This is a genomic window from Chryseobacterium oleae (genome assembly GCF_900115055.1).
In the GTDB taxonomy this organism is placed as follows: domain Bacteria; phylum Bacteroidota; class Bacteroidia; order Flavobacteriales; family Weeksellaceae; genus Chryseobacterium; species Chryseobacterium oleae.
On record NZ_FOVD01000001.1, the window covers coordinates 274524 to 295588 of the forward strand.

A 21065-nucleotide genomic window follows, 5' to 3' on the forward strand; every position below is an offset into this window, starting at 1 on the left:
AAATTAATTAACAAATTCATAATGAGCACGTTCACCAGTTTACCCTGTTAAAGCTTTAAAATTGAAGATTTTAGAATTCCATTTAAATTGAAGATTAAGAATCTACCATTAGGTTTAAACGATTAATCTCACGAATATTTTTCTAAAAAATAAATACATATGGCCTGAATTAAAATAATTCCGCCCAATTTCAGCAAAAAAGATTTTTTAGAAATTTTATGCCTGAAAATGAGCATTCCTAAAATTGCTCCAACGGTTCCACCAAGAAATGTGAATCCTAAAAGTGTACTTTCAGAAATTCTCCTTTTATGTTTAATGGAAAGTCTTTTGTCCCAGCCAAAAATGATAAAGGTAATCACGCTTGTGATAAGCAGAATGTAGATCATGGGTGCAAAAGTAGTGAATTGAGCGGTGGCTTCGAGTGCCTTAGCCACGATAAAATAAATCCCATAAAAAAAGCTGCTTTTATAAAAAAGCAGCTCTCCCTATTTGTATTGTATCTAACAATTATTTTTTAGCTTTCACATCAACAGAGATCTCGATGTCTTTGCTGATCATCCATTCTGCAGGATCTGCTTCTGAAGTACCGAATTTAAGTCCCCAATCTGCTCTGTTTACAGTGAATTTAGCATTCACAGCCGCTGAAGTTTCTGTTACATCTACTTTAGCAGGGAAAGTTACATTAACTGTTTTTCCTGATAAAGTAAGGTTTCCGCTTACTGTTTTGTTAGCTCCTGCAACAGCATCTTTAGGTGCATCCTTCAAATCTGTTACACTGGTAATTTTGAAATCTGAAGTTGGGTTCTTTGCCGTATCAAAGAAATCAGGATTTTTTAAGTGAGCTTCAAGATCTGCAGGTTTTTTATCTTTCTCCGTTACTGAAGCCGGATCCACTTTAATAGAATTCATATCGATCACAAAATTTCCGGCAGCCAGCTGACCTCCTTCAATGCTAAGATCTCCAGACTTTACGTTAAGTGTTCCCCAACGAGGTGCCATACCTCCTTTGTGGAAAGCTTTCCAGTTTACTACAGAAGTAGCAACATCTACCGGTAAAACTTCACCTTTGCTCTCAGCTACTTTCTGTTCTGTAGCCGTAGCTGCAGTATCTGCTGACTTGTCTTTATTACATGATGCTGCAAGCAATCCAATTCCTACTAATGCGATTACACTAAGTTTTTTCATATTGTTTGTTTGTTTAGAAAATTGTTTTAAAACTTTAAATTTAAGAATTTCAAAAATAGAAAACCATATTAATGATCACCTTAACATACATCAAGAAATAAAAAATTACAGTTTTTGTATAGAAAATACTTTATTTTAGATTTATTAACTTTGTGATGAGTTACAGCGATTTATCTTCCTTACTGAATTCAAGGCTGGGTTGTGAATTGCTTTCAAAATTTATTAACTTCGTGATTAGTCACAGCATATGGGAATTACTTTAAGAATGGAAACCTGTTGTGAATTGCTTTCAAAATTTATTAACTTCGTGATTAGTCACAGCTTGATCTGTACAAAGAATACTTTGTAATGTGTTGTGAATTGCTTTCAAAATTTATTAACTTCGTGATTAGTCACAGCTTAAATAACTTAATTTTTCTATATGCTTTCGTTGTGAATTGCTTTCAAAATTTATTAACTTCGTGATTAGTCACAGCCAATATCCTTTACTATATCCTGCCACGATAGTTGTGAATTGCTTTCAAAATTTATTAACTTCGTGATTAGTCACAGCCGACAATCAAAGTCGTATAAGGCGAAGCGTGTTGTGAATTGCTTTCAAAATTTATTAACTTCGTGATTAGTCACAGCTGAATATAGTCTTTTCGGAACGCCAAATCAGTTGTGAATTGCTTTCAAAATTTATTAACTTCGTGATTAGTCACAGCCTCAAAATTTAACCCATTGAAATTCAATGGGTTTTTTATTTAATTAGAATTTTAAAATTAGAATAATTCAAGTTGCTGAAAGGTTGGAGGCGGTTCTTCTTTATTTCTGGCAAAGAATATTTCGATATCCCCAAACTGCTTATCGGTAATACACATAATGGCCACTTTACCTGCTTTTGGGAGCATAAATTTAACCCTTTTGATATGCACTTCCGCATTTTCCCGGCTCGGGCAATGGCGGACGTACATTGAAAACTGGAAAAGAGTAAATCCGTCATCAATCAAACCTTTACGGAAGCGATTAGCATCTCTCATATTAGCTTTCGTCTCAGTAGGGAGATCATATAATACTAAAACCCACATAATTCTGTATGCGTTAAACCTTTCGGAATTCATATCAGTTCGGGATAAGAGATCAGTCGCTTTTCTCCCGTATAGCATTTGTATAATGAAGTCGCTGTAGTTTTTACTGCGACCAACAGAGGACGTATTTTCGCATCAATTCTCACATCCTTGGTTGCAATCTGTAAAATATGAGCTTTATATTCCTTAGTCAGCTCTTCTGTTTGGGAGTTTTTCTTGAGCCAATCCATCACCAATAGATCAACAAAAGGACGGTAGGGTTCCATCAGATCATCTGCCAAACAGTAAGGATTGTATTTATTTTTATGAAAAATCCCCAAGACAGGAAGCAATCCGGTTTCTACAATAGACCTTGCGACAATACTTCTTAAAACTGAATACCCAAAATTAAAGAACTGATTGGGAGAATCTCCAAAACGTCCTCTCAAAAAGTCAATACTAATCAGGTATTTCCAGTAATGCTGCGCAGCTATGCCTTCCATATTAGTAATATCGCCACTTTTTACATTTCTCTGATATTCTATCATAGGCTCAAAATAGTTTCCTAACCGTATCAGAAGATTTTTCTGGTTTTCAATTTTACATTCTATGGTCTGTTTCCAAAGTTGCTTTTTCAAAGGCTCACTCGCTTCAATCTGATCTTTTACTCTATCCGAATGCTCCGTATGTCCATACAGGGGAAGCATTATTCCATGTGGCAAATGTTGTGCATCACAACTGATAACCACTACATTATTCCCCATCATTTTTTGAATCAGCTGATGTGAAAGGGTGATCTGAAAATGATCCAGCATGAGCAAGCCCAGATCTTCAACGGGAACACTACCTTTCTCTGCTTTAGTTTCCGGACAAAGTATTTTCATCTGCTCATCTTTCAGTTTAAGGTAAGCGGGATTTCCGATGTAGATAGAGCGGGTGATCATGATTACGATTGAGTTATATTTCCTATACGGTCAATTTTTAACTTTACACAGCAATCTTTAATCATTTTGCCATCAATAGCCCTTTCCATCTTGTTTAAAGTAGAAAATTCAGCTTTATTTACAATAGAAACAGCAATATTCTGTTTCACAAAGAAAATTTGGCTGCCAGAAAAGCTTACAACTTTATAAACATTATTTATATGTTCTTGAGAAGCAGACTGAAAATCCAGGTTATCTATAGATTCAGCTTCTGTAGCAACATATACCAAGTCATTGGGAGACAAATAAAAATCATTTTTACTTTTTAATGTAACTGGCGCCAATCCCTGTTTCTCTCTCTCAATCACTTCATTTAAAGGAATCGTTTCATATGTTCTTTTGCCTTTATCATCTTCATATATGGCAAAAAAGAGATTAGTTCCTTTTGCCGTTTCCACATATTTATCTTTTTTATTCCCGTTTTGCCCTAATGGAAATTTACTGCCTAATTCAAAAATCCTCACTTTAGTAATAGGCTGATGCTGTTTTCCATCATTAAATTTTTCGATATTCTTATTCATATCTTCAATTCCTTCAGGTGAAAAAGCTTCCTCAGAACTTCCTTTATATTCAAGATAATTTTTTAGAATTTTCTGAATTCCAGTATCTGTAATGGAATTGATGGTTTTCATATCGAAAGAAGTATCAATACTTTTCCTCGTAGCAGTTAGTATTTTTCCTTTAGGAACTTTGATTCCCGGTAAATCTACTTTTCCGGAAACCGTGTCTTTATGCAATGGTTTTCTTATTGCCCAATTCAAACCTTGCTGCTCCACCAAACCTTTTACTTTAACATTATCTTTTTCAATCCATTTTTCATAATGATTTGTAGCTTTATTAATTACTCTAAGATTCTGTTTAAAGCTTACAATAATTCTATCAAGACTATCTCTCGCTTCGACAATAAAATTATCCCACGGTTTTAAAAATTCTACCGGAACATCCTTTATAATTCTTTCTCCTGTTTGTGAATGCTGATAGGCTTTCTTTTCAAACTTCATCAGCTTTCTTTTCAAATCATACCGTTTCATTTCTGATTTTGCAGACTGATTATTAAGCAGATTAACATGATCTTTCGTTGCACAGGCAATTACCAAAGCATCTAATGCATGATGACGATGATCTATTCTCTTTTTTGAAAACCCCTTTGAAAATTCGACGGGCACTGTTGGCAAAAACTTCTGGTATTTTTCATTCCAGACTGTAAAGTCATTAGATTTTGTAAGCTCGTTCATTCGTTCAAAACGAGGAAGAACTAAATCATTCCAAACATCATTTAATCCCCAGTCCTGTTTAAGTTGTGATGTGATTTTTCCATTACCGGGAATAATATCTTTAGAATTTACGCCATCATCATTTTCTCTTTTCCTTACAACATTAGAAAGGATACCTGAAATATATTTACTGATATACCGGGTATCATTAAGTTGACGTTCAATCATCTCTTCCGGAATTTCTTCCAGCAGAAGTTTTGATCTCTTAGACCAGTTATTGGCATAATTTTTCTTCACAAAATCCTCATATTCATCCACTTCAAAGACTTTAGTTTTATCAGAAATTTTATAGCCATGAAACTGTTTAATGAATCCAAGACCAATGTAATTATCTTTTAGCCTGTTAACTGAAGATTCACAAATCACTTTATTGCTGAAACTGTCGTCAAAATATCGGCTTTGAGGAATAATATGTTCAATTTCATATTCAGTTGTAAAAAGTTTATTAAGGGGAATAATATCTCCTGTATAAGGTGAACGGTATTTTTGTTCCAGCCAAAGTTTATACTTTTTCAGATCGGACGGAGAAGGTTGCGCTGTTTTACTGATTTTAAGAATATCATCATCCACAGAGATCTCAGAATTCAGAGCTCCATCTTCATATATTTTCAGAATTTCCTGCTGCATGGGAGAATAGGGCCTTACATTCTGTACTTCACTATCATTCATCATTTCTGCCAGTAAAGCCTTAATACGAAGATTAGTATTTTCGTTTTCTGATATTTTTTGGGTCATTTTACTTCGCTCCTTTGCCGGAAGCTTCATTTCTCTACCAAGTTCAATATGAATTTCATCGAAAAAATCTGCCGCTCCATTACCATATTTTATCCAGATATCTTTCACCACCCGGATGGTTTCCGTTATCACCTGTTCTACAATTGGGTTACGAAGAGAATGTTGTTTGAATTCTTTCAAATACTCTTCCATATCATTCACAGAATTCCATTTTCCTGCGACTGAAGCTTCAGAATGTCTTCCATATACAACATATTGGGCTAACCATAAAGGTAATCCTTGAAAATCACTTTCTTTCTGAAGAGAAAGAGTTTTTTCCCTTATATTATCTTTAATATCTTCATCATATTCTCCGGTAATTATTTTTTGAATCCTGATTTTTGTTTTTTCATCAACAGCTTCCCAATTCCAATACTTCCCGGTTCTCATCAATGGTAACAGTTTCTTAATGGCTTTCTCAGAAAAGGAGCCATACTCACTATCAAATGGAGGAAATTTTCTGAAAGCTTCAAAGAACGAATCGTCATCGAGATCATTTTTCCTGGCAAAGGATTTCAAGGCTTTTTCATATTCTGTTTTATCATTCACAGAATAGATTATATGCCAGATTTGTTGCTCCATTTCTCTTGTAAAGATATTATCTGTGCTATCCCATACTTTTTTAAGTCTTTCCAAAATCATTGTTCCGGTCTCATTGCTGGGATATTTTTTATCTTCAACATAATTCCAGCGATGCGTTTTTTCACTTACTTTAAAATGTTTTAGACATGCTTTCTGGTCAACTTCTTTTCTCGTATTTAGAAATACAAAAAAATCTTCGTAATCTTCAGTTGTTTTTAAATACTCCGAAGTCATATTCACATCATCATCTCTTCTGTAAATTTTCAGGTTAGATATCCACTGCCAGATGCGGAATTCCTGATAATATGGGTTTGATTTAGGGATAACCTTCAGTAATTGAGTTCCTTCTGTTCCGCTTTTATCTTTGTATCTTCTACATTCCAAAGTACAGTTAGAAACAGAAGACTTCTGACTTCTTAAAGGTCTCTGATAAAAAATGATATCCTCTACGAAAAGATGTTTAAAATTCTTTTTAGCCAGACTTAACTGGTGGGCGTCATTATTTCTGTATAATTCTCTTACACAATCGCTGTACAAATCTTCATTTTGCAGTTCAGGATGAAAGTCTTTTTGTTTTTCAAGAATCTGGCTCAGCTCTTCTTTGTAAAACTTTCGTTCAATTGTTCGGACAAGTTTTCCCTTTATTTTTTGTTTAGGATTTTGAAGAATGGTATCATAAATATAAGATCCTACTGTTTTATGAGCTACTTCAATTTCCTGTTCTGTTTTCGTCTTGATGGCAATCCAATCCTTTTCAGAATCAACAGCTTTAAAAGTCCGCTTTACTTCACCATTTTTTAATAAGGATTCGGTGATGATAAATTCTTTTGAACGCCCAAGCCAATCTTCCGGCTTTGTTATTTGCTTTTCATATTTCCATCCATTGGTAAAATATACATCAAAAAGGACATTTCCTTTCACTTTTTCCCCGGAATCAATCACTTTCTCAACGTCTAACGTCAAAAATGTTTTATCTTTTTCTTCGTCAAAATCTTCTCCTCTAAGCTGGTAGTAGCCTCTTTTCTGATTAAAATTTAAAATAATCCAGGCCAGCTCTTCTTTCTCTATTCTCTGAGAGACTGCTTTTTTTCTTAAATAATAAATCGTCCAGTCATAAGGAACTTTTTTGTTTCCTGATAAAAGCTCAGGTTGAGATATTTTAAAATCTGAAAGCATTTCTTCAAATGAATTCTTGAAAATAAAACCTTCATTGTTATAGGGTAGTTTAGGCTCTGTTTCTTGTTTAAACTTTCCTACTCTTTTATCGAAATCTATTCGAGCAGCATAATAATCCGGCAGAAAACCTAAAATATTCAAAACCCGGTGCAGTCTTTCTCTTCTTAGTAAAAACCGTTCCCGCAGCCTTCTTACTCCTCTATAACCAGTTCTGTCAGCTGTTTGTGAAACTGAATTACCTTTTCCAAAATCCCCTAAAACATCCTGTGACATAGGTAATACACGGGTTCCCATTCCTAGAATACTTCCCTGCTTCTCTTCAGCGTTTTGTTTAATTAAAGCCCAACCAATTGAGTTGGTTCCTAAATCTAGCCCAAGTATATTTTTCATGTTGATTATCAATTAATTACATAAAATAATTTAAAATATTTTATAACTCTGTACAATATAAATAATTTGTTCCTATATTTGTATAAGCTTATTGATTAAGTAACTCACCTGACGAGTTGAGTTTGTTAAGGTCCAAACTTAACTTATTACTATCCAAGTAGAAATAGCTTAATCAATAATTTTAAAAATTCATTTATTAACTCTGTACAAATTTAAAAATATTTTTTATACATTTGTAACTTATTGAGCAAGTATTTTGAACTGACGAGTCAAATTTGTTAAGGTCCAAACTTAACCTATATATTGCCAACAATATATAACTATCAATGTAAGCTAGCCATGTATAAGATTTCTAATTTAGGCTGTACAGAGTTAGTTGTGAATTACTTTCGGAGACTATCCAGCATTGGATAGTCTCTTTTATTTAATTATTTCTGCCTTGAAATAACATAAAGTTAGAAATAAAAAAAATATTCGAATTACGGATTTCCATAATTGGATTATTTTTTTTTCTTCTATATTTGTCTAATAAATTTAGAAAGTAATTCACAATAAGGATTATTCCGTTGTGAAAACATTTAAGGCGGGGCAACTCGCCTTTTTTTCATTCTAAAGCCTTATTTTAGCCTTCCGAAACTAAGATAATGACGACCGTAACATTTATACAACAACAGCTCCATATACCAGAAAAGAGCATCAACAATACCCTACAATTACTCGCAGAAGACTGCACCATTCCATTCATTTCCCGTTACAGAAAGGATAAGACCGGAAATCTGGATGAAGTTCAGATCGAACAGATCTCAAAAATCAGCAAACAGTTTGAAGAAATTGTGAAGCGGAAGGAAAGTATTTTGAAATCCATTGAAGAACAGAATGCATTGACTCCTGAACTGAAACAGAGAATTGAAGAAAGCTTTGATCTGCTTGAGCTGGAAGATTTATATCTGCCCTTCAAAAAACGAAGAAAAACAAAAGCGGATACAGCCAAAGAAAAAGGACTGGAGCCTTTAGCCAAGATCATTATGAGTCAGAAAAGCAGTGATCTGCAGTTTTTGGCTTCGAAATATCTTAACAATGAAGTTCCTTCCGAGGAAGAAGCACTTCAGGGCGCAAGAGATATCATGGCGGAATGGATCAATGAAAATATGTATGTCCGTAAAAATCTTCGCCGCCTGTTTCAGCGTAAAGCATTGATCACTTCGAAAGCGGTCAAAGCCAAAAAGGATGAAGAAGACGCACAAAAATTCTCTCAATATTTCGAATGGGAAGAAAGTCTCAACAGAACCCCTTCTCACAGACTTCTGGCCATGCTCAGAGCTGAATCTGAAGGTTTCGTAAAGGTGAATATCGGCATTGATAAGGATGAAGCGGTTGATTTTATAGAAAAAGCCATCATTAAATCCAATAATGAAAGTTCAGACCAGATCGCTCTGGCTATTAAAGACAGTTACAAACGTCTTCTGGAACCTGCTATTTCCAACGAAGCGCTACAGGAAGCCAAAGAAAAAGCGGATAAAAAAGCCATTGAAATATTCTCTGAAAACCTGAGCCAGCTGCTTCTTGCACCACCTTTGGGCGAAAAAAGAATTCTGGCGATTGATCCCGGATACAAAAGCGGATGTAAAGTGGTCTGCATTGATGAAAAAGGTGACTTATTGCATAATGAAACCCTCTACCCTCATGCGCCTCAGAACGAAAGTGGAATGGCGATGAAAAAGATCCGTTCCATGGTGAACGCCTACAATATTGAAGCGATCTCTATAGGAAACGGAACCGCTAGCCGGGAAACTGAGTTTTTTATCAAGAAAATTGCTTTTGATAAGCCGTTGCAGGTTTTTGTAGTCTCTGAAGCTGGAGCATCGGTGTATTCTGCAAGTAAAATTGCGAGGGATGAGTTTCCATCTTATGATGTCACGGTTCGTGGTGCGGTGTCTATCGGAAGGAGATTGGCCGATCCGTTGGCTGAGCTGGTAAAAATTGATGCTAAATCGATCGGTGTGGGCCAGTATCAGCATGATGTGGACCAGACTCAATTGAAAAACGAACTTGATTCAACAGTGATGAAATGTGTGAATTCTGTTGGAATCAATTTAAATACGGCCAGTAAATCTTTATTAAGCTACGTTTCGGGAATCGGTGAGAAAATGGCCGAGAATATCGTTAATTACCGGATGGAAAACGGCGCTTTTGAAGACAGAAAACAACTTAAAAAAGTTCCTAGACTTGGAGAAAAGGCTTATCAACAGGCTGCAGCTTTTGTAAGAATTACGAATGCGAAAAACCCGCTTGATAATTCGGCTGTGCATCCGGAAGCTTATGGAATCGTAGAAAAAATGGCAAAAGATTTAGGTATTAAAACCAATGAACTGATTGCCAGCAAAGAAAAGACAGCTTTGGTAAAACCTGAGAATTATGTTACGGAAGACATAGGAATTTTAGGGATCAAAGATATTTTAAAAGAGCTGGAAAAACCTGGATTAGATCCAAGAAAAGCAGCCAAAGTATTTGAATTTGACCCTAATGTAAAAAGCATCAGAGATTTAAAACCAGGAATGATTCTTCCCGGAATTGTCAATAATATTACGGCTTTCGGATGTTTTGTAGACATGGGAATCAAGGAAAGTGGGCTGGTTCATATTTCTCAGCTGAAAGAAGGCTTTGTATCTGATGTGAACGAAGTGGTAAAACTTCACCAGCACGTCCGCGTAAAAGTAACAGAAGTAGATGAAGCCAGAAAAAGAGTTCAGTTAAGCATGATTTTATAATGATGCTGAAATCTGTTCAACACTATTAATCAAACACAATAACACTGCATTTTGAGCTATACAAATTTAATTTTCGATTTAGACGGAACGATTTGGGACCCCAGAGCTACGATCATCAAAATATGGAATGAGGTTTTAAATAAATATCAATTGATTCAAAAGGACCTTAAACCTGAGGATATGAATCAGTATATGGGATTATTGGCTGATAACATTTTAAAAGCGATCATTCCCGGTGTTTCAGATCAAAAGGTTTATGAAGTATTATCTGAAATCGTAAGCATTGAAAATAAGGTGTTGCGCGTTGAAGGCGGCATTCTTTATGAAGGAGTTGCAGAAACCTTAAAGAATTTAGCAAAAAACCACAGCCTTTTTATTGTCAGCAACTGCCAGGACGGATATATCGAATCGTTTTTAGAACATTATCAATTCAACGATCTGTTTGCAGATATTGAATCCCACGGCCGGACTAAAAAACCAAAATCAGAGAATATTCAACTGCTTATGGAAAGAAATAACTTAAGCATTGAAAACTCAGTTTATATTGGTGATACGCAGACCGATTATGATTCTGCTACCTCTAATAATCTGCCGTTTATTTTCTGTGAATATGGCTTTGGAAAGCTGAATACGGATGATTATAAGCCTTCTGTCTCCCAATTTTCGGATCTATTGATGCATATTTAAATACAGATAAAAAAATTACAAAGCCGGGACAATTTGAATATTGTCCCGGCTTATTTTATTTAAAAATGATTGTTAATTTTAAATCTTCATCTTATTGGACTGAAATTAAAGCTTCGGAATTTTTTTCCACGCGCCATTGTCATAAACAGCTGTATAAGGCGTATATCCAATAGTTCCATACAATGAGGCACCATCGTCACCGGGATATCCCGAATTGGCGAAAGTTGTGATCATACCATTCTGAGCTCCCGTCACTGCATTATACTGGTATGGAGAAACCGTGTTCAGATTAGAAAGATGAGTACCGGCCAGTTCATGTCCTGTAGGATAGGTAATCTGTATCATTCCTTTTCCTTTTTTAAGTAAGGAAGGCGTAATCGAGATATAGGACGATCCGGCTATAACATCATTTTTATAATTATCTCCCGAGATATCAATGGTGTAGCCTTCAAAATTTGTGGCTTCAAATTTATAAACTGAAGTATACCATCCATCGGTATACTCAAATTGATTATTTTTTGAATATACATGAGCCGACGTTACTGTAGACGGAATACGTACAAATGAACTTGAATGACCGATTTTCAAATACGTATGACAATTAGCCGCCATCACTCTGCAATTATTATCCAGAACTTTAATACAGGAAGCCTGATCGTCTGCTTTTTCTCCTTCAAAATAAATTCCCATGCATGAAATTCTGGATGAAGAAAGAATAATTCCGGCATCGGAAAAACTTTCTACACTTCCGCCAAACAAATTTAAATTAGTGCCATCCAGTAAGAGAATCCCAATATTCGTTAAAGCTGTACTTCCTCCATATCCTGCTCTTATTGAAAGTGAAGAAGCAGTCGCATTATAACAGTTTTCCAACACCAGACATGTAGAACAGTATCCAATGTAGGAATTAACAAATCTATTGTAATACCCTTTTCTGACTTTAACTCCTACTTCAAAATTCTGTACTACGGCAGAGTCTAATGTGATAGATGCCAAACCATTTCCGTCTAATTTTACCCCTGTTTTTCCAGGGAGCTCATTCCCGAAAATAACCAGATTCTTAATACATAAACTCACAGCAGCTTTGATACATGAATCTACGGTCTGATCAGTAAAATCATTGAAAATAATTCTTGATCCTTCATTCTTTCCATCATCATTTCCATTGATATAATTCTGGCCTAAAAGCATTATGGCACATTTAGTAATGGTGATCTGCTCCGAACACCTGTACTTTCCTCTTATTAGAATCGTATCATTGATGTTTGCTGCATTAATTGCCGCCTGAAGCTCGACATGTGTTTTTCCGGGACCAAACCATTCCGGATTAATAACTCCGTTGTGTACTCTTGCGTATTTAAATCCGTTTTTTTCCAGATACATAACGCCGTCCACGGTGGGAGATCCTGTTGTGACTTTTTCAAAGTTGACTAATTCTTTTGTTCGGCTGTCAATTAGTGTGACAATTCCTGTAGGTGTAATACCTGAAGTTGGAAAATCATTTGTTTCCAATAAACCTAGTGTGTTGCTCATAATTGTAAGGATTAATTTTGGTTAATAATAGTCTCCTGCAGGAATTCTATTGAAGCAAAAGTAAGAGCTGAAAGCGACAGAAGTTGACGTGTTTTATTAAACTATTATCGTTATTTTGAATGATCAGGAAAAAAAACAGAAACCTACATCTTTAAGGGAAATAAAATTCACGAAATAAGAAACCATTTCTATCCAAAAAAACAAAGGCTGCACAGTAATCTGTACAGCCTTTAAATATTTCCAGAATAAAGTCTGAAATCTGATGTCTGAAATCTGACATCTTATGTCTCTATTTATACTCCTTAGAATCTCTCCTTGGCTCCTTAGCTTCCGGCCATTTTACCGTTTCGCCTTTATCGTCCTGAGGCATTACTCTTCTTTCTCTGCTGGTAAATTCAGGGTCTTCTGATGCCATATAAGCCAATGCAGCTGTTAAAACCACATTGTTTTTCACCTCATCGAAAACGATCTTGTCATACGTATCTTTTGTTGTGTGCCATGTGTATCCGAAATATCCCCAGTTCAGAGAGCTTAGAGAAAATCCTGGTACTCCTGCTGCCACGAATGATGCATGATCAGAACCTCCACCGCCGGGCATTCCCGGGAAATCTGTTTTAATGTGATCTCTCACGGTTTTAGGAACTCCGCCCAGCCATTTTCCGATATAGCTGTAAGAATCTGCGAATCCCTGACCGCTGATATTGATCACACGTCCTGTTCCGTTATCCTGGTTGAATACCGCCTGTGTTCCTTTCATGATCTGTGGATTATCTGCCACAAAACCTCTGGAACCGTTCAATCCCTGCTCTTCACTTCCCCAAAGTCCGATAACGATGGTTCTTTTATTGTTCGGGTAATATTTTTTCAGGATTCTCATGGTTTCAAGCATCGTAAGTGTACCTGTTCCGTTGTCTGTCGCTCCCTGTGCTCCGTCCCACGAATCAAGGTGGGCAGAAAGGATCACATATTCCTCAGGCTTTTCTTTTCCTTTGATCATCCCGATGGTGTTGAAATTTTTCGCATCAGGAAGGATTTTAGACTGAGCTTCTATCTTAATCTTAGGTTTTGGTCCTTTTTCAGCCATTCTGTAAAGCATTCCATAATCTTCCACATCAATGTCGATCATTGGAATCTTTGAAGTTTTAGCTCCGAAAATCCTGTTTGCTCCCATAATTCCGGTCCAGTTGGAAATAGCAATTCCTTCTGCTCCTGCTTTTTCCAAAGCTTCCGGAAGCGTATTGTTATCATACCCAATATTTTTCACATAGTCACGGAAGTCTTTTCCGGCCTGTTCTTTTTCTGCTTTCAGTTTTTCGTAAAGTTCCGGAGTGGCAAATTCTTTAATCTGCTCATCAGAACGTCCGATTTTCTGGTATTGTGCCATAAGCACGATTTTTCCTTTTACGGAAGGTAGCCACGCATCAAATTCAGCTTTGGAAGAAACCTTTGGAAGTACTACAACCTCAGCTTCAACGGCTTTTTTCGTTGCCGGACTCCAGGCAAGCTGTGTTGCCGCTAATGATTTCACACGTGGATAGGTCATATCTACATGCGTAATCCCACGCTGCCATCCTTTCCATGTTCCGAACTGCTGAAGGTTGGATTCTATTCCCCATGAACGGAGTTTAGCCGCAGACCATTCATTGGCAGCAAGCATTTCAGGAGTTCCTACAAGTCGTGGACCGATACCGTCCAAAAGCTCATAAGCCATGTTTTCCAGCTGAGAACCGGTATTAATTTCATCTACAAAGCTTTTTACGATAGGATCAAGTTTTTCTTTCGGATCTACCTTCACCTGAGCCCATGAAAACTGGGCAGCCAGCACAACTGCCGGTACAGCAAAAAATTTATTTATCTTCATAACATATATTGAATGCTTAAAGATAAAGGAATTTACGGGAATGACGAAGGGAATTTGATGGGATGATGTGGTGATTGGGATAAGAAAAGACCATCTTCAACAGGACGGTCTGTATATTTGATCTAAAACGCATTATTAAAGTATGAAACGGATCGGATCTAAAGGTTAGGGGAGAAAATAATACGTTTAATAACCCCATGATAACCTGATGAATAAGGGCATAAAAAAACCGGCTCAGTGAGCCGGTTTGGGAACGAATTATTTTTTAGCTTCTTCTACAGAAACTTTTCTGAATTCTTTGAACAATTTGCTAAGTTCTAAAGCTGATTTACGAGCTCTTGTACCTGCAGCTTTGTTTCCTTTTTCTGCTTGTTGGTTAGCCTCACCTGCAAACGCTTCGAATTCAGCGTTGATTTTTTCAATTAGTTCTTTCATTATTTTTAAAATTTAGGGTGCAAATATAGGTTTTATGGTCATTCCAGCCTAGCTTCGACTAAAAAATTTTGGTCGAAAATGTCACTTTTTTCTTCTTTTCCTCTACTGAAGTCTCATTTTTTACGTTTATGCTAAAAAATCAGGGCTTTTATTAGGTCTGCTGACCCTGTAAAAGGATTATCCGGGTATTATCTCCCCCTTTCCATTTGTACATTTATTCTTATTCCAAAATTCTATGACTGTCATATATCCTTCATTGCAGCTGAATGTTGTTTAGACTCGTAAAATAAAATCTTTTTAAGCAACCAAACCTTATAAAACCGTCTGCTTCCTGAAATTGACACTTCCCAGATAATAAAACAGCAGACTGAACAGCAATAGCGGTCCCAGCATCGCTAACCAGTTGATTTTGCTTCGTTCATTGTAATATTCCAATTGAAATTGTTTCCAGTTGATACTTCCCGTAGGTTCATTTGCAAAGATTTTAGGATAAAACAAAAGTCTTTTCCCTTCGTGGAAATGTTCGGCGGCCTGTGTAAACCTCAGCTGATCAGCCAATCCTGAGCCTGTAAGATCACTCAGCTGAAACTGCATATGAATTCCGGGAACAAAATACGAAAGGGTACGGCTCATTTTCTCTCTTTTCCAAAGTTTTGCCTTTAACTGATCAGACTGACTTTTAGACTCATCATCTCCCATCTGCTGCATCGCATAATACCAAAGCCAGTTGAAGCTTTCCTTCGGATAACCATAGGATTTGAACTGCGGATAATGTTTGTAAAACTTGTCTATGGTCGGTTTCTGATCGGTATCCCATTTTTCGTGATACGCTTCCCTTTGCTCAATGGCCGTATCCAATGCTTCCGGTAAAGGATATTGGCTTAAAATAAAATGATTGAGAATGGCAGGAAGAATAATTGTAAGCACGATCCAGAAGCACAGAAGCCCTGCAGCCCCTGCTCTGGAGCTTTTATTCCAGGAAACAACCCAGAAACTTAACGCAAACCAAACGATAATATAAAACAGTGAGACCAGAACAAAACCAGCCAATGCCCCATTAATCCTCAAATCCAGAATGGGGATCGCGAGGATAATCAGAAACAGTAAAACTCCGGTAATTGCAGCAAAACGCACCATGAATTTTTTAAATAAAATCCTGAAAGGTGTTTGAGATTGTACGGACAGCAGAATCCAGGTGCTTTCCTCTTTTTCTTCAGACAGAAGATTATAACAATAGGAAATAATGACCAGCGGAAACAGGAAAATAATCACAAAGCCCAGATCCAGACTGCCCAGTAGCAGGCTTACAGGATTCTGAAGATCCGTATCATACTTCTGCCCTTCCAGGTTTCTTATCGTTAAGCTCTGTATGGAAGGATTGACATCTCTCTGCCCTATTGACAGCCCATTCAGATTGTCTGTAGTATTGACCAATCCAAATTTCAGATAATATAATAGAAGTCCAAGGTCTTTTTCTATATATCCTGTGTACCTTTCAATATGTTCTTTCTGATAGATAGCCGTATGCTCAATATTGGCTTTCTGCTTCTCTATAAACTGCCTTCCCACAAAAATACTGACCAGTCCTGACAACAGCAGGAACAGCATTCCCAGATAAGCAGACTGGGAACGGATGAAGTTCTTAAATAATAAAAGATACATGATTAATTTATTTTTATTGTTTTAGACATAAAATGAAGGATAAAAAGAAGGCCCAATGCCCATACCAGCAGGGAAAGTACAGAAGCTATCTCATTCTGAAACAAAGCCCTCTGACCTATAAACCTGTACTGAAAATCAGGAAGTTCTTTCCAGTGATCTTTGCTGATGGTGTACGGTTTATCATTTTCCTGCTGCTTTTTATTGCTGATGTTTTCCATCTGCAGTTTGTTCATCAGTTGCGCAAGTTGGTATCTGTACGCTTCCACCTGCTCCTGATAATAGATATAGGAATTAAAATCTGAACCCGTAAGTGCTGTAGACAAATCTTTAACTGCCTGAAAAGGATTCACAAAAGCCAGGGAACGGTTAATGCTGTTCTGATTTTCATAAATATCAAGCTGCTTCTGCCATTGCCTGTTATAAATTCCTGAGCTGATCTTTTCTCCTTCCGCCATGATATAGCCACTGTAGTTAAAAGGCAGTTCTTCCACCGTTTTCACGTGATGAGCCTGCAGAAGGGAATCTTTTATGCCTTTGTAGTAACTGTCATTCGGATTGTGGCTGTCTCCGGTTTTCACCAGTTCGTTTTCCACTTTGGTATCAAAATCTATCTTGGAGGGCGCCGGATGCAGATAAGCTCCGAAAGCCTGTGCCGTTCTTGGAATAATGACGATAAACAGCAGCCATAAACCGATCAGTTTAACCAAAGAAGATCTTGAAGTTTTGCTTACTGCAGAAACCATTACGCAAACGCTGCATACGATAAAAAAGTAGATCAGATAAGCTCCCGCGATCCAGAACAGACGAAGAAATTCATCAACCGTTCCTTTAAAACCTGTCAGAGAAAACCACATGACCGCAGACAGAAGCATTACCGGAACAAAAACCAGTCCTACCAGACAAAGCAATCCCAATATTTTTCCGGCCAGCAGTTCTTTCCACCGTACGCCCTGACTGATCAGTACTTTCAGCGTATTATTTTCCCGTTCGGCCGAAATACAGCTGAATCCCAGGAAAAATATAAACAGGGGAATCAGGGTTTGCAGGATCATAGCCGTACTTACTTCTCCGAAACGCAGCATTCCCGATGAAAATCCGGCTTCGGAAAAATTAACGGTATTCTGCTTATGGGCCTCCAGAAATACTGAATTTCCCATATACCGTTCCAAACCATAATCAAAAAAGCTTAAAGGATATCTTGCCCTGAAGATCAGATAGCCGTAATGCGCCATTCTGTGGGGATGTTTATCCGGTTTGTTTTCCCATTGATGACGAACATCCACCTGATGTTTTACCCTGGTGTCTTCCTGCACTTTGTAGTCCTGCCATCCCGTGTAGGCGGCAAATACAAACAGGAGACTCAGGATCATCAGAAGAACAATGACCGCCTTATTCTGTAATGACTGTTTCCAAAGCTGTATGGAAATCAGACGGATTATATGTATTCTCATAATCTTAAGATTTAAAATTTATAAACTGCTGTGAGCACTGCGTTTCTTGGAGCTCCAGGAAACAGACGGAGATAATTCTGCGCGCCCAGCCAGTACGTTGTGTTGAAAAGGTTATTGATATTGAGTGAAATGCTCACAGGCCCTTGTTTAGGGCTGTAATAAACTGCGGCGTCAAAGATTGTATATCCGGGAACCAGGAAGGAGCGGTTGTACATCGGAACTTTATTTCCACTGTACTGAACGCCTAATCCTACGGCAATGTCCTTCAGAAAAGAGGTTTCACCAAAGCTGTATTTCTGCCAGATATTCGCACTGTGGAACGGAGTATTTTGCTTTCTCGCACCGATTAATGCAGGATTAATATCGTCAATAATTCTCGCATCATTGTACCCGTAAGAAGCAAATACCTGCCATGCCTGCGATATATTCCCGATAACGTCCATCTCAAAACCTCGGCTGCGTTCCTGTCCTCTGGTTACGAGACGGTCCGGCTCTGCAGGGTCATTAGCATTCAAAAGGATATTCTGCTGACGGATTTCGTAGAAAGCAACATCAACATGAATTTTTTTATTAAAGAAATCTGCCTTCATCCCAACCTCTTTGGACTGGCTTTTCAAAGGTTCAAAAGCTCTGCCTTCCGGAATAACCACCGGAGCCAGTGAAGCTGTATTCGACTGTGGCTGGAATCCTTCGATATAAGAAGCATAGACATTGATCTTTTCATTCACATTATAGGTTAGACCGATTCTCGGAATCAGTTTGCTGTCTTTGACCACGATTTCATTATTCTCTTTATAACGGGTAATATCCTGAAACCACTCCTGTCTGAGGCTTAGAAACAGATTGAAGCGGTTCCATTTCATCTGATCCTGAATATAAATTCCATGAGAACGTATCAAAGCAGGCGGCAGTGCAGCCTTTGAAAATACATACTCCTCCGGATTTTTGATACTGTAAACAGGATTGGCCAGATTGAAATGCTCCACATTCGGTTTAGGCATCGTAATCCCGTTAACGGTCACCATCTGGTAGTCAGCTGCGTTCTGCGGATTATAGGAAGAAGCTGTTTTCCCATTGGTCAGAAGATATCCTCTTGCCGTGTTTTGTGCTCCGCCTTTGTATTTATGGGTGCTGATCAAATCATAGCCTGCCAGAATTTTATGCTCAATAGGTCCAGATTTCATGTTAAATACAAGGTAAGCATTAAAATTATCCGTATTCCAGAACTGGTTTCTCTGAACCATCTGCATGCCCGCCAGCGTTGGAATAGGCTTGTTATTCGCATCTACAGCAAAAGCATTCGTTGTTCTGTGTTCCTGAAGGTCCTCTTTCCAGGTTTGCTTCATATACGATGCATTGATGCTGATCTTATCGGTAATCCGGTGGGTAAAATTGGACATGATGATCAACTCCTTTGATTTAAAATAATCATTAATGGCACCAAGATTAAAGCTTATGGGAGTACTCCGAAGATCCGTCATTCCGTCTACCGCTCCGAAAATAGGCTGTCCTCTGTCTATTTTCCCATTCAGGTCGCTGTAGATCATTTCTACGTTGATCGCCGTCCTGTCATTCGGGATATAGGAAATGGAAGGAGACACCAGAAGACTTTTCTGAGACTGAATATCCCTGAAACTCTGCGCTTGTGCATAGCCTGCATTCAACCTGTACAAGAGTGTTTTCTCCTTGTTCAGTGGTCCTGTAAAATCTAGAGAACTTCTTATGGCGCTAAAACTTCCTGCGCTCATGGTCACTTCCCGGCTTGGGGTTTTCAAAGGTTTTTTAGTCACCAAAACAATACTTCCTCCCGGATCCACACTGGAAAGAACGGCACTTGCAGGGCCTTTTATAACTTCTATCTTTTCAAGGTTGGTCGTAATCGGCTGCATAAAATAATACTGCCGGGTCCGCATTCCATTGATGATCGTACCTTCTTCATTCTGCGCAATTCCGCGTATGCTGAACTGATTATAATAACTCACAGGCGTTACACTGCTAGCCATTTTTACAGCATCACCCAATTGAAAAGCCTGCCGGTCTTTGATCAGCTCCTTACTCACCGTAGAAATGGAAAAGGGAATGTCTTTGTTCTGAACCCCAATTTTAGTAGCCGAGAAAGAATAATCACTTTGGTATTTTTTAGCAGCTCTTCCTAAAATTTCCACTTCCTGAATCGTTCCGACCTTATACAGATGAATGACCAGTTTTTTAGTTAAAAATGTGCTGTCTGCTTCAATCTGTTCAGTATAGGCATCATAGGATTCAGCATTGACACTGATTTCATAAGTTCCTTTTCTGACATCCGGTATGCTGAAATTTCCGTCACCGGATGTCGTTTCATATCTGTTTTCGTTGTTTTTAATAATGATTCTGGCATTTTTAAGCCTCTGACGATGTTCGCCAATCACTTCTCCGGACAATGTTTCCTGCGCACAGACCTTCACACTGGCGGCGGCCAGTGCTGCTGTGATATACAAATATTTCATTCCCGGTTCTTAAATGGTTTCCAGATAAATCTTCTGCAACTCGTCTGCTGTAACAGATTTGGCATCAAGGGTGTGAACCAGTCTTCCTTCTTTCATAATACCAATCCGCGTTCCCACGTTCACTGCATTGAAAATATCGTGGGTAGCCATAATGATGGTTTTCCCTTTGGCAGCAAGTTCTTTACAGATTCTGGTGAATTCTGCGGTGGCTTTCGGGTCAAGTCCTGAAGTGGGTTCGTCCATTAAGATGAGGTCTGCACTTTTCGCAACAGCAATAGCAATAGCTACTTTCTGACGCATCCCTTTGGAATAGGCAGCCAGTTTTTTGTGATGGGCCTCTTTCTGAAGGCTTGTGTTTTCCAGCAACATTCCCAGTTCTTCTTTGGAATACCTGAAACCGGCCATCTGACTGAAAAAATCTAAGTTTTCAATTCCTGTAAGATTGGGATACAGCTGCACCACTTCCGGAATATAGGCCGTGAACTTTTTGGTCGTTTCTCCATTAACTTCCACCGGAACTCCTTTAATGAGAGCCTGTCCGGAACTTGCTTTTAAGAAGCCTAAGAATATATTGATCGTTGTGGTTTTACCGGCTCCGTTTTGTCCGAGCAGACAGAAAATTTCTCCTTTTTGTACGGATATATTGAGTCCGCTTAGCGCAGTGACATTATTGTACTGCTTACTAAGCTCAATCGCTTGTAATATTGACATGAAAATGTATTATGTAATTAAATAATTAAAAAAGTTCAGCCCGCAGAAGCAGGCATGG

Annotated in this window: 14 protein-coding genes and 1 CRISPR repeat array; of the genes, 2 read left to right on the forward strand and 12 right to left on the reverse strand. The window is 37.9% G+C overall.

The window, feature by feature from the left end; all coding sequences use genetic code 11:
• Nucleotides 1-128: 128 nt before the first annotated feature.
• From BM143_RS01290 to cas9, 5 genes are all read right to left on the reverse strand, one after another.
• On the reverse strand, nucleotides 129-386 hold the full coding sequence (locus BM143_RS01290) for a DUF1294 domain-containing protein (protein ID WP_090022117.1): 258 nt from the start codon (nucleotides 384-386) through the stop codon (nucleotides 129-131).
• A 121-nt stretch (nucleotides 387-507) separates the two neighbouring features.
• Nucleotides 508-1185 carry a YceI family protein gene (locus BM143_RS01295; RefSeq protein ID WP_090022119.1) on the reverse strand — a complete coding sequence of 226 codons (678 nt, stop codon included), beginning with the start codon at nucleotides 1183-1185 and terminating at the stop codon, nucleotides 508-510.
• Between the two features lie 198 nt (nucleotides 1186-1383).
• Nucleotides 1384-1892: a CRISPR direct-repeat array (repeat unit 47 nt; unit sequence GTTGTGAATTGCTTTCAAAATTTATTAACTTCGTGATTAGTCACAGC).
• Between the two features lie 57 nt (nucleotides 1893-1949).
• Nucleotides 1950-2288, reverse strand: a complete 339-nt coding sequence (gene cas2 / locus BM143_RS01300; RefSeq protein WP_048506756.1) for a CRISPR-associated endonuclease Cas2 — start codon at nucleotides 2286-2288, stop codon at nucleotides 1950-1952.
• Complete coding sequence (gene cas1 / locus BM143_RS01305; RefSeq protein ID WP_090022122.1) at nucleotides 2285-3178, reverse strand: type II CRISPR-associated endonuclease Cas1; 894 nt, start codon at nucleotides 3176-3178, stop codon at nucleotides 2285-2287. Before cas1 ends, cas2 begins: the two co-directional genes overlap by 4 nt.
• A 2-nt stretch (nucleotides 3179-3180) precedes the next feature.
• Complete coding sequence (cas9, locus tag BM143_RS01310) at nucleotides 3181-7413, reverse strand: type II CRISPR RNA-guided endonuclease Cas9 (protein WP_090022125.1); 4233 nt, start codon at nucleotides 7411-7413, stop codon at nucleotides 3181-3183.
• 644 nt (nucleotides 7414-8057) lie between these two features.
• Here cas9 and BM143_RS01315 point away from each other — a divergent pair.
• Both BM143_RS01315 and BM143_RS01320 read left to right on the forward strand, forming a co-directional pair.
• Complete coding sequence (locus tag BM143_RS01315; RefSeq protein WP_090022127.1) at nucleotides 8058-10181, forward strand: Tex family protein; 2124 nt, start codon at nucleotides 8058-8060, stop codon at nucleotides 10179-10181.
• 51 nt (nucleotides 10182-10232) lie between these two features.
• Nucleotides 10233-10868, forward strand: coding sequence for an HAD family hydrolase (locus BM143_RS01320; RefSeq protein WP_167375216.1), 636 nt, complete (start codon nucleotides 10233-10235; stop codon nucleotides 10866-10868).
• 105 nt (nucleotides 10869-10973) lie between these two features.
• Here the strand turns inward: BM143_RS01320 and BM143_RS01325 are convergent, their stop codons facing one another.
• From BM143_RS01325 to BM143_RS01355, 7 genes are all read right to left on the reverse strand, one after another.
• Nucleotides 10974-12401, reverse strand: coding sequence for a hypothetical protein (locus tag BM143_RS01325; protein WP_090022132.1), 1428 nt, complete (start codon nucleotides 12399-12401; stop codon nucleotides 10974-10976).
• A gap of 289 nt (nucleotides 12402-12690) precedes the next feature.
• A complete protein-coding gene (locus BM143_RS01330) occupies nucleotides 12691-14262 on the reverse strand; it encodes a M28 family peptidase (protein WP_090022135.1) in 1572 nt (523 codons plus the stop codon).
• A gap of 258 nt (nucleotides 14263-14520) precedes the next feature.
• Nucleotides 14521-14697: a histone H1 gene (locus BM143_RS01335; protein ID WP_034725175.1), complete on the reverse strand. Its 177-nt coding sequence runs from the start codon at nucleotides 14695-14697 to the stop codon at nucleotides 14521-14523.
• A 312-nt stretch (nucleotides 14698-15009) separates the two neighbouring features.
• Entirely contained in the window at nucleotides 15010-16359 is a 1350-nt protein-coding gene (locus BM143_RS01340; RefSeq protein WP_090022137.1) for a DUF3526 domain-containing protein, read from the reverse strand.
• Nucleotides 16360-16361: 2 nt separating this feature from the next.
• Nucleotides 16362-17810, reverse strand: coding sequence for a DUF3526 domain-containing protein (locus tag BM143_RS01345; RefSeq protein WP_090022139.1), 1449 nt, complete (start codon nucleotides 17808-17810; stop codon nucleotides 16362-16364).
• 11 nt (nucleotides 17811-17821) lie between these two features.
• Nucleotides 17822-20296 (reverse strand): TonB-dependent receptor, encoded by a 2475-nt coding sequence (locus BM143_RS01350; protein WP_090022142.1) that lies wholly within the window; start codon nucleotides 20294-20296, stop codon nucleotides 17822-17824.
• A gap of 9 nt (nucleotides 20297-20305) precedes the next feature.
• The gene (locus BM143_RS01355; RefSeq protein WP_034725169.1) at nucleotides 20306-21007 is read right to left on the reverse strand and encodes an ABC transporter ATP-binding protein; all 702 of its coding nucleotides are present in this window, start codon (nucleotides 21005-21007) and stop codon (nucleotides 20306-20308) included.
• Between the last annotated feature and the right edge of the window lie 58 nt (nucleotides 21008-21065).

Excerpts from the sequence above, each read along its gene's own strand:
- BM143_RS01355 (WP_034725169.1), bottom strand. The coding sequence starts at position 21,007 with ATGTCAATATTACAAGCGATTGAGCTTAGTAAGCAGTACAATAATGTC.
- BM143_RS01345 (WP_090022139.1), bottom strand. The coding sequence starts at position 17,810 with ATGAGAATACATATAATCCGTCTGATTTCCATACAGCTTTGGAAACAG.
- BM143_RS01350 (WP_090022142.1), bottom strand. The coding sequence starts at position 20,296 with ATGAAATATTTGTATATCACAGCAGCACTGGCCGCCGCCAGTGTGAAG.
- BM143_RS01330 (WP_090022135.1), bottom strand. The coding sequence starts at position 14,262 with ATGAAGATAAATAAATTTTTTGCTGTACCGGCAGTTGTGCTGGCTGCC.
- BM143_RS01325 (WP_090022132.1), bottom strand. The coding sequence starts at position 12,401 with ATGAGCAACACACTAGGTTTATTGGAAACAAATGATTTTCCAACTTCA.
- BM143_RS01290 (WP_090022117.1), bottom strand. The coding sequence starts at position 386 with ATGATCTACATTCTGCTTATCACAAGCGTGATTACCTTTATCATTTTT.
- BM143_RS01340 (WP_090022137.1), bottom strand. The coding sequence starts at position 16,359 with ATGTATCTTTTATTATTTAAGAACTTCATCCGTTCCCAGTCTGCTTAT.
- BM143_RS01315 (WP_090022127.1), top strand. The coding sequence starts at position 8,058 with ATGACGACCGTAACATTTATACAACAACAGCTCCATATACCAGAAAAG.
- cas9 (WP_090022125.1), bottom strand. The coding sequence starts at position 7,413 with ATGAAAAATATACTTGGGCTAGATTTAGGAACCAACTCAATTGGTTGG.
- cas1 (WP_090022122.1), bottom strand. The coding sequence starts at position 3,178 with ATGATCACCCGCTCTATCTACATCGGAAATCCCGCTTACCTTAAACTG.
- BM143_RS01335 (WP_034725175.1), bottom strand. The coding sequence starts at position 14,697 with ATGAAAGAACTAATTGAAAAAATCAACGCTGAATTCGAAGCGTTTGCA.
- cas2 (WP_048506756.1), bottom strand. The coding sequence starts at position 2,288 with ATGAATTCCGAAAGGTTTAACGCATACAGAATTATGTGGGTTTTAGTA.
- BM143_RS01295 (WP_090022119.1), bottom strand. The coding sequence starts at position 1,185 with ATGAAAAAACTTAGTGTAATCGCATTAGTAGGAATTGGATTGCTTGCA.